Here is a 14,140-nt window from a genome sequence, read left to right on the forward strand (position 1 = left end):
GGATACGGCTTGCTCCTCATCCTTGGTTGCTATTCAACATGCTGTTTCTGCACTGCAAGACGGTGATATTGATATGGCCTTTGTGCTTGGCTGTGATTTCATTGAAAATACCAAGCCATTTGCTTACATGAATGAAGCAGGTGCCTTGTCGCCAGACTTTGAATGTAAGCCATTTGATGCTCGTGCAAATGGTATTGTTCTAGGTGAAGGGGGTGGGGTTCTCTTACTGAAACCGCTTACACAGGCATTGTCGGATAAAAACAAAATATACTCGACCATTGAAGCCGTCGCTATCAATAATGATGGGTTTACCATGGGATATACTACACCCAATCCTGTCATGCAGAGTCAGGTGATTGCCAAGGCTTTGCAAAAAGCAAGTTTGCAGGCCAGTGATTTAACTTATGTCGAAATGCATGCTACTGGAACTGAATTGGGCGATCCTATTGAACTGCAGTCATTAAATGATGTTTTTGCTAATCAGTATGGGCAACAGAATTGCTATGTTGGTAGTGTCAAAGCCAACATCGGCCACTGTTTAAGTGCCGCAGGCATGGCTGGAATGATCAAAGCGGTTTTATGTAGTTATCACCAATACTTGGTAGCACAACCGGGTGACCTTCAGCTTGCCAAACGGTATCGTTTTCAGGATTCTCCACTGTCACCATTAAGTCATAACCAGGCCTTGGAAACAGGAGTTCATCATTTTGGTATCAGTGCCTTTGGATTTGGTGGAACAAATGCCCACGTCATTATAACGGATGCTTACAATACTAGTATGGAGATAGTTACCTCTGAAGTTGATAAAAGCGATGACGCAATGCAGACTTTTTTTGCGGTAGAGGCTTTATGAAACAATTTAAACATAGAATAAGTAGCGATAATCCCCTGGTCCGTGACCATCGTATCGATGGTTGTTATGTACTCCCTGGCGTGACTTATTGGGATATGTGTGCCCGCTGTTTAGGACAAGAGACTTTTTCGCTTCGTCATATTCGTTATCCCAATGCGTTAATAGTACCGGTCGATGGTCATGTCGAGGTCTATCTTGATTATGACGAGTCGCAGTCCACCATTAGTATCTACCATTGGCAAGATCAGGACAAAATTGTCCATTTTAGCGCTCATTATCATCCAACGCCGTTAAGGGCTGATCCCGTTTTTATTGACCCAGACTCAGACAGTCAATCGGTATCAATGCAAACGATTTATCTATCAGCATCTAAGGCGGGTATCCAACATGGTCCCTTTATGCAGGTGACCGGCAATACTTCAGTGGATAGTTCAAAGATAATGATGCAGATACGCCTCGGTCAACAAGGCACCTCCTATCTAAATCGTTTCTATTTGCATCCAGCACTCTTGGATGGTGCAACATTTGGTATTGCAGCATTGCATTTTGGCCAAGTATCCCAATTGGAAAAAGATCATCTCTATTTGCCCCTCGCCATAGAACGTGTTGAGGTCTTTCGGCGTATTGATCAAGCGGAACTTTGGGTGATTGCTGAAAAAAAACCAGCTCCAGCGGGGTTGATAAGCTGTGATTTACTGTTGTGTGATGCCAATGGAAAGCCTTATTTACGAGTTAGTGGGCTGTCTAATAAATGTTTTCATATTCGACAGTTATTTGATAACCATGTTTACCAATCAGAGATAATGGTGTCCAATAACAATCAGTCTCTTGAACAAAAAGTATTATCGGTACTATCAGAGTTCATTGAGCAGCCTGTTCTGGCATTATCCCGAAAAGTTTCTTTCTTTGATTTAGGTTTTGATTCTGGTCAGTTGATGGCCTGTTCGGCGAAATTAGAGAAAATACTGGCGATTTCTGTATACCCAACATTATTGTTTGAATACAACACCGTTGACAAGTTGTTAGATTATCTGGCTCATTCAGCTCAGAATCATTCAACGTCTTCGTCTACCTTTCTACAAGAAAAACAGTATGCACTATATCACCCGAGCCTGGTACTTTTTTCCAGTGAGGAATCAATAAACCAACCTATTTCGTTGTTAAAACGAACGAACAGGGAACAAAATATAAAAATATCTGGGCCTATTCTGGATACCAGTTACTTTAATAACACAGACTCCATTGAGGAGGTCATTGCTGATTTATCCCAATGGCTAAACCCGATAAAAAATGAACCCTTTTCTGTAATTATCCAGATTTCTAGCGCACAGCAAGCTTTATTTGCTGCATTAAAAGCTTTAATTTTAAGTTTTAACAAAGAGTCTAAGGCACTCAAACTTAAATTGTTGATGTGTGATGATGTTGATCAATCTATTGCGGCTTGCCACGTTTTAAGCAAAGAAAGTGTCTTTCAATATCATAATGGACAATGTTACATTCCAACTCAGCAAGCTATAGAGTCATCAGATAATAGTCCTGGCTTACAAACAGGAGGAAGTTATCTAATCGTAGGTGGTGGTGATGGTTTGAGTAAACATCTGCGAACTTATTTACAAAATACCTATCAGGCAAAAATCCGGGTAATAGGTCATCGCCCGTCTTGTCAATCTTGCCAGGTACAAAACATTCCATACCAACAAGTGGATGTGTGTGATGAACAAGCATTACAACATTATCTACAAGGAAAATCCTTTGATGGTATCTTTTTTCTAGCGGCTTATAAAAATGACGGTTTATTAATTAAGGCAAAAAAGGAAGATATCCAAAAGGTATTTTCGGTTAAACCACTGGCCTTTGAACGTTTGCTCAAAGCTATCACTGATGAACAAGTCAAATTTATTTGCGCCTTTTCTTCTTTATCCGCGGAAATTGGTCAGCCTGGACAAACTCTCTATGCTGCTGCAAATAGTTTATTAAATCATCTTGCCCAGCAGGCAGAACGACGACGATTAAGTACCGCTAAAGGTCCACGTGTTTTTAGCGTCAGCTGGCCTTACTGGCAGGATGGGGGAATGCAGTTAGCTCCGGATTTGGTGGCTTATTTTAGTCAACAATATAGCACTTCACCATTGGAAACCAAGCAGGGTATGGAGTTATTGACGCAAATCATCCAGCAGAATCATGCTTGTGTGACTGTTGCCAATGAGATGTTGTTAGGCGTGAAGACTAATCCAGTTGCTATCCGTTCAGATGTTCATCTTGAATCCCCTCACCCGCCCAAGGGGCACCTTCTCCCCATGTCTGGGGAGAAGGGAAAAAGAGAAGAAACGAGGCTTTCTGAGTTAAGTGACGATGATATGGCTATTATTGGTCTCTCTTTTCAACTTCCAGACGCCAATACACTTTTCCAATTACATCACAATCTGGCTGCAGGACAATCGTCAATCAAGAAAGTAGAACGACCATGGTCTGAACAACCCTATTCTTGGGGAGGGTATTTGGAGGGCATAGACCAATTTGATCCACTATTTTTTAACATCTCTCCAAATGAAGCAAAGCTGATGGATCCACAGGAACGACTTTTTTTAAGTCATGCCTGGCATTGTCTGGAAGATGCGGGATATACCAATAAACAAGGCCAAGCTATCGGGGTCATTGCTAGCGCAATGTTTAATAGTTACCAAAATATTGCTATTAACAAAGAATTACAATCACCGAAACCCCAATCCATTTTGGCCGCTATTGCGAACCGGGTATCCTATGTTTGTAATCTCACCGGACCAAGCTTTACCATCGATTCGATGTGTTCCTCAGCTTTAAATGCGTTGGATTTGGCTTGCCAAACCCTCAAAACTAAACCTATTGATGCCATGCTTGTTGGTGCTGTGAATATTTGTTCTCATCCCTTTAAGTTGTCTGCTTTAGTAGAAAATAAATTTTTATCCCCAACTGGTGAAAGCAAGCCTTTCTCTATGCATGCCAATGGGTATGTACCTGGAGAGGGGGTTGTTGTTTTAATGGTGAAGAAAGCGAAGCAAGCATTGTCTGATGGGGATTCTATTTATGCAGTGATAAAATCCATTGCAAGTACTCATGGAGGGCATGGTCAAGGTTTTACGGTACCTAGTGCTAATGCCCAAGCCAGTACCATTCGCCAAGCGCTTACTCTTGCCAAACTAACTGAAGAAGATATTGATTATGTCGAGGCACATGGTACCAGCACTGCCTTAGGTGACCCCATTGAAATGGAAGGTTTGCATCAAGTCTTTTCCGGGCGTCAGCGGAATCTTCCTGTTGGTAGTGTTAAAAGTAATATGGGACATTTAGAGCCTGTTGCAGGCTTTGCCAGTTTGATGAAGGTGATCGCCCAATTTCATTATCGGGTCATTTATCCCTCTATTCATGCAGAGCCATTGAATCCTAAGCTCATGCCATCTCTTGGTGTTTTGAGTGTGGCTTCGCGGTATCAGGAAAATGTTACGTTTAACCATGCTGGGATCAGTTGTTTTGGGGCCGGTGGTAGTAATACTCATTGCATTGTAGGAAATGTCCAACATAATTTAATTCAACGCGAGAAAACAAACTATGATTTGCAATCCTACTGGCTGGAAGAGGAGCATCAATTTTCGTCCGTACAATGGTTCCATAAAGCACTTAAACCAATATCAGCGTTACACGAACCTAAGCAAGCATTTACCGTTCTTCAGCCTGTAAGTTCTGTACTACCACAATATTTCAGTGAAGCATCCGAAAAGCCATCAGCCTGTTTATTGTCGGTTACTGCAATGCAATGCCGAAATAATCAGATTGAATCAATCTTAACTGAACTGATCTCTCGCCATCCTTCTTTGCAAATTATCTTGTTGACCCAAGAACAGCATACCTGGATGATGGCTCATGCTTCAATTGTATCTAATGTCAGGTTAACGCAATCGCAGATAAAATGTATTTATTTACCCCAAGCCTTATCCTTGCCTTCACACTACATGAAGACATTGATGGAGTTGGAATTTGAAAATTTTGACTATCGCTTAGTGTATTATGATCAACACATGCAACGTTTGACTCCAGTGTTTGATTCTTTACCACTAAGTGGAACGCCAAGTCATTTAGCGCAACAAAAAATTGCTGTTTTGGGAGGATTGGGTGAATTAGGAATGCAATTTTGCTTGACCCTAAATGCATTAGGTATTTCTCAATATGATGTCTATGGCCGCAGTCCCGCATCGCAAAAGCAATCACAACTTGCCAGTCTTTATCCGCATGTACGCTACGTCGAGCACGACTTTTTATCATCGACTTATCAAACTGGGAGCTATGATGTCATTATTAATTGTCTTGGCTTAATGCCAGGGCAAGCGGATAACACTGCAGCACGAATAAAATTAAAAGAGAATTACAAGCGATTTGTGGAGTTGGCGCAACCCAAAAAAATCATCACCATTTCTTCTTTATCTGCCTGGGTTGGCTTTGGCGATGAGCCTGCTTATGCCGTAGATAACGCGTCGGTGTTAGAATTTTCTAACTCCAATTGTGAACATGTTATAGTCTATTGTCCATTAATACTCACCGCCGCTTTGGAAGCAAAAACAAGTCGAGAATGGTTCAACTGGAGCCAGCAAAATCAAGGATTGGCTTTGTTTTCACTGGACTCATTTAAAGGTGCTTGTTCTCATATATTATCATTAAGTGGGGGCGAATATTTACCCTTTGTTGGCAATGAACAAACCCTGAAAAGTTACCTGCAAGGCCGCTTACAGTTGCCAAAGGAAATAAATTTTCAATCAGATAAACAAACACAGACCGATCCTTTGTTGGCAATGATTGAGGCTATTTTAGGGATTCCATCGGATAAAATTGATGCAACAAAATCCTTTCAGGAACTGGGTTTTAATTCTCTGACTCTTGCTAGTTTTGCTGAAAAAATATCCACATGTTTCAATAAGAACTTTAATCCCAGCCGATTTTTTGAAATTCAAAATCTAAATGATCTAAGAGACTTACTGAATGTTTCACCAGTTGCAGAAATAACTTCCTCTAAGGATTTTTCTAAAAGTGATGACGATCCCATCGTTGTATGTGGACATGCCTGTCAATTTGCCGATAGCGAAAACGCCACTATATTCTGGCAGAATCTAGTGTCAGGGAAGGAGTGCACTCAATCTACATTACAACAGCGCTTTGGCCCTGTTCCTGAGACAAGAATAGGGCTCTTGGAAGGTATTGACCTCTTTGATCATCCATTTTTTGCAATCTCACCCCAAGAAGCCAAATGGCTAGATCCGCAACAGCGATTACTCTTACAGTTAAGTTGGCATTTGTTTGAGAATGCAGGTATCGCGCCTTCTTCATTGAAAGGCGAAGCGGTAGGGGTGTTTATTGCCATCCAGTTTGATGATTATGCCCGTCTCTCTGATAGAGAACAAAGCTTGGATATTTATCAAATCACTGGCTGTGCGAAAACGTTTGCTGCCAATCGACTGTCTTACTACTACGATTTCCATGGCCCCAGTGAAACCATCGACACGGCTTGTTCTAGTAGTATGTCGGCAATTGCCAGAGCAGTTCAGGCTTTAAGAAATGAGGAATGTGACTATGCCCTGGTTATGGGGGTAAGCCTATTATGTGATTTCAAAACGGTTGAGTTAACAGAACAACTTCACATTATTTCGCAAAAAGGACAGTGTCGGCCTTTTGATAAAGATGCCGATGGTTATGTCAAAGGGGAGGGGGTTGCTGGCATTTTATTAACCAAAAGGTCTATTGCTGAGAAAAGAACATTACGTACTGAAGCAATCGTTTCAGGCATCGCGGTAAATCATGGAGGCCGTGCTCAGTCAATCACTGCGCCAAATGGTAAAGCAGAGCAAGAGGTGATGCGTCGAGCCTATGTGAAGTCCTCAGTTTCTCCTTCCGAGATTGATTATTTGGAAGCGCATGCAACAGCGACAAAATTGGGGGATCCCGTCGAATATCAAGCGATTACTGCAGTGTTTGGGCAAGGAAACAGGATTGGGTTGGGATCAGTTAAAGCCAATATTGGTCATACAGAACCGGTTTCTGGCCTCGCCGGCATTATCAAAGCCCTACAAATGTTTGCTCATCAATGTATCCCGCAACAAATTAATTTTACTGAGATTAATCCTTATATTGAATTACAAGCCCCTTTTTATATTGAATCCAACACGGTATCCAAAGAACTACGGCACATTGGGGTGAATTGTTTTGGATTTGGTGGCAGTAATGGCCATTGTGTTTTGAGCCATGTTCAGCAACAACAGCCAACTTACTTTTTGCCATATTACTTATTTGTATTGTCTGCACACAATCAACAGGCATTGGACGAGTTACATCAACGCTGGTTAACTTTTGTCATAAAACATCCAGACATTGATCGAACAGCACTTTGTAAAACGTTGTCTCTAGGACGTGATCATTTACCCTATCGAGCCTGCTGGATCCTGGATCCAAATAAGGATCTCCTACAGCAACTGCAAACTCAGACCTGTTTGTCGACAACGGACTCCGATAATGTGAGTTATCAGCCTTTTCTCAATGTAGAAACCAACGAGCTTGGAAATTATTTAGGGAAGATTGCTTCTTCTTATATGAATGGCAAGGATATTCCATGGTCTACATTATATCAGGGTATTGAATGCTTTCCGCTCATATTATCCGAATATCCTTTTGCGAAATACCGCCATTGGATTGGCAATGAGATGGCCTCCTATTCTAAATCGGAATTCAATCAACCTTTGGAATGTTATAAGGAAGAATGGCAGACTTGCACCTTACAGACATTTAGGTTCACTGATCATGAAACGATATTAATCATAGGATATGAGACGCATCATGCATTAATGACGGCGTTAGTAAATCAATTTCCATTAAGCCAAGTCAGCCTCATTCTGATAGATGAAGACTATCCAATACGTTTAGTCCATGCATTGCAAGAAAAACCACAGAGAATCTATTATTTTGGTAATTTAAGTCGAATGAGCGATAATTTATTAGAGTCTCAAGACAATCAATTACAAAAACCATTGCTGCATTTGTTGCAATCCATTCAAACCAGTTTAAAGGATATGGCGATTGATTTACATGTCATTGCCAGCGGGGTTATGCAAATAAGATCTGAAACTATTTATAATGCTCCGGCAGCAGCCATGTATGGTTTAGTTCAGTCATTCAGTAAAGAAATAAATAACTGTCGATGTCACTGTATAGCAATTGCTGATCTTGATTTGCTAGCAGATGCTATGAAGATAAATGGTCAGGATGCAAACCTCTATTATTTTGATGGTTATCAATTATATATACGCCAATTGGTAGCGGTTGATCTCTCGCCTCAGAAAGTAAACCTTGAAAATAAAATTGTTGTTTTACTAGGGGGAAGCGGACAAGTTGGACAGCATTTACTACCACACTTGTTAGCCCAACAACCTGCCCATTGTATATGTATCAGCAGAACCTCGACTGATTTAGGAGAGGGAGTAATACATTATGCTGCTGATTGCACCGATAGGGTTGTTTTTCTAGAAACGATTGAGAAAATTGTCGAGCGTTATCATCGAATAGATTACCTTATTCATTTGGGATCAACATATCTTGAAACCGACATTGCAGCTTTAAAGTATGAGGACTACCTGGAGCAAATACGAGCTAAAGTCTGGGGGACACAATACTGTTTAGAGGCTTCCAAGCTACCACAAGTACAATCGATTTTGATTAGTTCATCGGCGCAAGTCTATAGTCAAAATGAAAAACGTGGAGCTTATAGTGCGGCTTGTTATTATAGTGATGCCTTGGTGCAGCAATTTAACTCCGACAAAGTCAACTTGCTCCATTGGGGATTTTGGCAGCAAAAAGATGAAGCGATGAATCAAACGATGCGCTCAGTTGGCATTCACCCCATTAACGGCCAACAAGGATGTGATGCATTGCTATCCGTTATGACAGCCGTTAGAGCCAATGTAAGTTGCTTTTTAGTAGATGCAGGAATGAAAGCATTTATGCCTATTACTGAAGAGTCGCAGCAGTCTTTATTACAAGTGATTTATTTTCATCAACAATTACAACAACTTGAAATCTATGCGGCGGATTTAATCTGGTCCACTTTGATAAGCTGTGGTGTTATTTTTACGCAAGATAGACAACCATGTCTTAATCATCATCATGTGCTGCAGTCATATCACCAGTATTTGCAGAATTTAGTCGAGCATCTGCTGAAAGTGGCAAACAGTCATAATCATGATTTGGCCGCATTAAATGATAATCAGCTCTTAACCAGGCGCTGGCGACAGTTTAAAGATACGCTTGATTTGGAACCTTTCCTAAATCTGCTTGAGCGTTGTGTTTCGTTATTACCAAAAGTCCTTTCTGGACAACTAAGTCCTCAACAAGTTCTTTTTCCAAATGGTTGCGAGGATTTAGTCAGAGGGGTTTATCAATTTAATCCCTTGGCACAATATTATAATCGAGTGGTTGCGAAGGCTGTGCATGAGATTTGTGATAATAATCAAAGACTACCAATTTTAGAAGTTGGAGCCGGAACAGGAGCGACAACAGCAGAAATTTTGGTGGAAGGTTACCTGGATTTAGATTATACCTTCACCGATATTAATTTTGATTTTCTCGAACAGGCAAAACAACGATTTTCTAAGGCAACCAATCTGCATTTGCAACAATTTGATATCAATACAGATCAGGCACAAAATGCTTATGAACTAATCATCGCCAGCAATGTTCTTCATACTTGTGAGGATTTGCCACAGACACTTATTCGACTTAATCAGAGCTTATCTCTTGGCGGTCATCTGATCATTAATGAAGCCGTTGCATCAAGTCTATTTTTAGATGCCACTTTTGGATTATTCCCACAGTGGCATAAACAAAAGCAAGATGGTAGAATTAACGGCAGTCCACTGCTAGGTAAAGAACAATGGGTAGCTTGTTTGGAAAAAGCAGGATTTAGCGTTTCATTTTGCGACACTCCTGAATGGGTTGAACAAGTAGTAATCATCGCATGCGTAACCCAGAAAAAAGCCCACTTGAACGAAGTACAAGTTAAAAGAGTAAAATTAACTGAAACTCCCAAATCACCGATAAGGGAATCAAAGCATTTTTCATCTTCTTTGACTGACATCCTTGCTGGAGCTTTAAACATTTCACCAGAGTCTTTACAAAAGAATCGTTCGCTGCAAAGTTATGGTCTGGATTCAATATCTGCTATTCATTTAACCCAAACCATAAAACAAATCTATGGCCTGGATATACAGCCTACGCGTTTATTACAGGATGAACCCATAGCGTTATTTCTTAAGGAATTTGATTTGGAGTGTTCATTATGATGGGTAACCAAGAGTACAAGGAAATTCGTCAACAGCTGAATTTTACAAGAGGGTTGGGTAGTGCCTTTGGATTTTTATTAGTCGATGGCATACTGTTGTTTCTTGCTTTGCATTGGATTCAAAGTACTTCAGTGACCTTGTATGTAGTGTCTCAACTCGCACTAGCTATAGTAATGCTGCATGCCTTTTTATGGGTACATGAGTGTGGGCATAATACCTTATCGAAAAGTAAAACGATTAACGCACTGGTTGGTCATTTTTACAGTATTTTTTGTTTTATGCCGTTTTATACCTGGAAATTCATACATGAAGAACACCATAAATGGACTGGTCATATTGATAAAGATCCGGTGTTTGCCTTGCTAAAGGATGCTAAGAAAAAGAAAAAGCTTCCCTGGATATTTCATTTTGGTTGGCGGACATTTATCCCATTGAATGTATTTTTTCTCTATGTTGTTTATTGGCGATATCCTCTGACTTTAAAGCGGGAAAATAAACTAAACCTATTTATCCTGAAACATTGCTTGTTTTCCATGGGTGTATTAGTTGTCTCTTATGCACTACTTTATTGGTTAATGCCAGCGAATATTCATTTCTATTCCTTGTTGCCCGCGCTAGTTCTTTATGCACTGATGTGGGAGACTCTCTCCACACCACAACACCTTGGCCTGGAACCAACCAGCCATAGACCACAACTGAAGGATCATATAAATACCACGCGCAGTACCTGGTTTCCCACCTTATTACAGCGTTATCTTTTTTTGAATTTTGGTTACCATATCGAACACCATCTGTTTCCAGCACTGCCGTGGCACGAACTCGAAAAGGCACATGACCTGCTGAAAAACAAGCTAGGCAATCATTATAATATGGTGACTGGTGGAAAATGGAATGTGCAAATGCGCAGCCAAAATATGGAAATCGCCATTGGAGTGCATAACAGTGATAGCTGATGTGACTCAAGTGAATCACTATTCCTATCCCGAGTTTGTGAACGATCTTCACTTTAAGCAAAAGATAGTCCTATGTGACAGTCATTCTGTTAAAAGTAGAATGGATTGCTTATCTTATTTTAATTGGCAGAAACTTACTTTTGATTTTTTAGCTGAACAAGATGGTACTTTGTTGCTTTATAAAAATAGTGAGATCATCAAACAACTGAGAGAACCCAAGTCCTTTGTAGTGAGTTCATTATTTAAAAAGAGTGAACTCTTATCACACTATTTTGACGATGAGATGCAATTTAACCAGTGGTGTTTTGATAATTTTCTCATCCATAAGATATCGAAAAAGTATATCCAACTGTATGCATATTATGATGCCTTTAGTCGCCATCCTATGACAGGTGAGTTAAGTCTGCCCCCCTTTCTATACGCCAAGCAGCATCCAGAACTGGAATTGTCTGCTTCATTGGCTGAAATGGCCAATGTAGAGCCTAAGACCATTGCTATCAAAAAAGGGCAAAGTATTCATTTTGATAAATATCTTTATCAGATTCACTATTTTACAGGGCTACAATGGATAGGAGAGAGCTTTGCAGGTTGAGCTGTTAAAAACAAAACGCTTTAGTTTTATCAACTATTGCCCGCTGATAGTTGATCAAAATAGTAATAGCGCAATACTTATCGATCCAGCGTGGGAACAAACATCCTTTAAACAACGACTCGATGAGTTGGGGGTTCAATTGTCTGCTATATTGTTGACCCATCACCACCTTGATCATAGTCATTTAGCCAATACTTTGGCAAAAGAATATGATGTGCCAGTTTACATGAGTCAGCGCGAAATTGATTACTATGATTTTGACTGCTATCGATTACAAGGCATTTTACCCCAGCAACAAATCATTACTTTAGGTACTCATATGACGGTTTTAGTGCACCATACTCCTGGCCATACCATGGGTGGTGTTTGTTATCAAATTGAAGATAACCTATTTACCGGGGACACTTTGTTTAATGAAGGTTGCGGTTTTTGTCACACTCGTGGTGGATGCCCTGGCATGATGTATGAATCATTGTCCCATTTAAAACGGGTCATTGACGACTCCATTAAAGTGTATCCAGGTCATCAATATCATAGTGAACTTGGATTGACATTTGCTCAAGTGAAGCAGCGTAATATTTATTTGAATATAGATAACAAACAAGATTTTATTGGATTTCGCATGCAGAAAAAATCTGGTATTTTGAAGTTTAGGTGATTATGAGTGTATTTATTTTTCCTGGACAAGGTGCCCAATTCAAAGGGATGGGAAAGTCCTTATTTGCACAGTTCCCAGAAAAAGTGGAACTTGCTAATGACATACTTGGATATGATATTCGTAAGCGAGTAGACAGTGATGATATTCATCAAACAGAGGTCACGCAACCATTGATTTATTGTGTTTCTTGCTTATCCTGGCTGATATTACGTGAGCACTATCAGCCTGAGATGGTTCTAGGACATAGTCTCGGTGAGTACGCAGCATTGTATGCAGCTCAAGTCTTTGACTTTGAAACGGGTTTGGAAATTGTCAAAAAAAGAGGCGAGCTGATGCAATCCGTGAAGGGTGGCGCGATGGCTGCAGTGATTGGAATAAAGGCTGCTGATGTTGCAGATATAATTAAAAATAATCAATTGCCACTGTATGTTGCTAACTATAATAGTCCAGACCAAACAATCGTCGCGGGAACTCAGGATGCAATTTCAGGTTGTTCACAATTTTTCAAAGAGGCTAAATGGATACCTCTTGCTGTCTCTGGTGCTTTTCACTCCCCATTGATGAGTGACGTGAGCCAAATGTTTAAATCCGTATTAGACGCCTATACTTTTGCACCAGCAAAACTCCCCATTATTCTTAATGCTACTGCCCGTTGCCACGTTGATTGTCAAAATCCCTGGACAACAGTATTGAGTTCGCAATTAGTTAATCCGGTTTATTGGAATCAAAGTATTCAATACTGTCTATCATTGGGCTTTATAGATTTTATTGAAGTGGAGCCGGGAAAGCGGCTATCGGGGTTGGTTAAGAACATACTCTTTCCCGTTGCCTGATTGGAACCAATAGTAACAGATTCCATCCACCGAATGCATAGTAGAGGTGATGTTGTGTTGTGAGCGATATTCATCTACGGCACGTTTACAGTCATCAAAACCACCATAGTCATCGATGATACAAATACCGCCTTCACTCAATTTTGGATAAAATGCAGTTAGTGCATGTAAGGTAGATTGATAGAAGTCTGCATCTACTCTTAGCAATGATAATTCCTTAATTTGTTTTTTCAGGTCAGGAAATGTCTGGTCAAACCAGCCTTGAACTAGCTTTACCCTTTGATCATAAAGATGGTATCGTTTGAAGGCCTCTATAACATCGTCATAACTGGTGGGATTTATGTCTTTTTGTGGTATGTAACTTAGCTGACTACAGAAATAACGAATTTTGGATTTTGTTGTTTCACTGTATTCTTCATTTGGGAATGCTTCAAGAATAGTGTTAACCAGCTTCTTTTGTAAGGTTTGGGGAAAAATGGGCAGGCAGCGCATCAATATTTTTAAAGTCAGTAATTGAAAACGGTTACTTACATAGGATTTTGATTGGGGAAACAAATCTGCGCCATAAATTGTACGCTGGCATTCCTTGTCATAGACGTTTAAACATGCTTTAGCATACAGAAGGGCGCCACCACGCCAACATCCTGCTTCAAATATATCTCCTTTAATCTGATGATCGCAAATATGTTGAATGGCCAACTCAATATTCTCCAGCCTCTTGGAACTTAATAAGGTTCTGATATTGCCATTGGTCATGAGTCGCTTGAAATCATCATTTGATTGAAAGAAAAATTGCCAATCAGGATCACATTTTGTATCTAGCAGTCCCCTTAGACTTTGTTTGATGATAGATAGATAGTCTTTATTTATTGTAGTCATATGGCTCTTGTACTTGCATAAT

At 40.2% G+C, this 14,140-nt stretch carries 7 protein-coding genes (1 of these 7 only partly in view); 6 read left to right on the forward strand and 1 reads right to left on the reverse strand.

Annotated elements, in window-relative coordinates; genetic code table 11:
- The 6 genes in view from GH742_RS06455 to fabD are tightly spaced (at most 2 nt apart) and all read left to right on the forward strand, a layout consistent with a single transcriptional unit that may run on beyond the window.
- Positions 1–853: the end of a beta-ketoacyl synthase N-terminal-like domain-containing protein gene (locus GH742_RS06455; RefSeq protein WP_203456609.1), read on the forward strand. 6,779 nt of this gene lie to the left of the window's left edge; the window shows 853 of its 7,632 coding nt (coding positions 6,780–7,632); its start codon lies off the left edge, out of view; the stop codon is at positions 851–853.
- Positions 850–10,203 (forward strand): beta-ketoacyl synthase N-terminal-like domain-containing protein, encoded by a 9,354-nt coding sequence (locus GH742_RS06460; RefSeq protein WP_203456610.1) that lies wholly within the window; start codon positions 850–852, stop codon positions 10,201–10,203. The genes GH742_RS06455 and GH742_RS06460 overlap by 4 nt, the downstream gene beginning before the upstream one ends.
- Positions 10,200–11,156, forward strand: coding sequence for a fatty acid desaturase (locus GH742_RS06465; RefSeq protein ID WP_203456611.1), 957 nt, complete (start codon positions 10,200–10,202; stop codon positions 11,154–11,156). Before GH742_RS06460 ends, GH742_RS06465 begins: the two co-directional genes overlap by 4 nt.
- Positions 11,146–11,748, forward strand: a complete 603-nt coding sequence (locus tag GH742_RS06470) for a hypothetical protein (RefSeq protein WP_203456612.1) — start codon at positions 11,146–11,148, stop codon at positions 11,746–11,748. The genes GH742_RS06465 and GH742_RS06470 overlap by 11 nt, the downstream gene beginning before the upstream one ends.
- Entirely contained in the window at positions 11,738–12,406 is a 669-nt protein-coding gene (locus GH742_RS06475) for an MBL fold metallo-hydrolase (RefSeq protein WP_203456613.1), read from the forward strand. The genes GH742_RS06470 and GH742_RS06475 overlap by 11 nt, the downstream gene beginning before the upstream one ends.
- A gap of 2 nt (positions 12,407–12,408) precedes the next feature.
- Positions 12,409–13,239: an ACP S-malonyltransferase gene (gene fabD / locus GH742_RS06480; RefSeq protein ID WP_203456614.1), complete on the forward strand. Its 831-nt coding sequence runs from the start codon at positions 12,409–12,411 to the stop codon at positions 13,237–13,239.
- On the opposite strand, the gene GH742_RS06485 is transcribed toward fabD, so the two are convergent.
- The gene (locus GH742_RS06485) at positions 13,198–14,118 is read right to left on the reverse strand and encodes a TylF/MycF/NovP-related O-methyltransferase (protein ID WP_203456615.1); all 921 of its coding nucleotides are present in this window, start codon (positions 14,116–14,118) and stop codon (positions 13,198–13,200) included. The two genes, fabD and GH742_RS06485, sit on opposite strands and share 42 nt — an antisense overlap.
- Positions 14,119–14,140: the final 22 nt, after the last annotated feature.

The organism is Legionella sp. MW5194 (genome assembly GCF_016864235.1).
GTDB lineage: Bacteria > Pseudomonadota > Gammaproteobacteria > Legionellales > Legionellaceae > Legionella_C.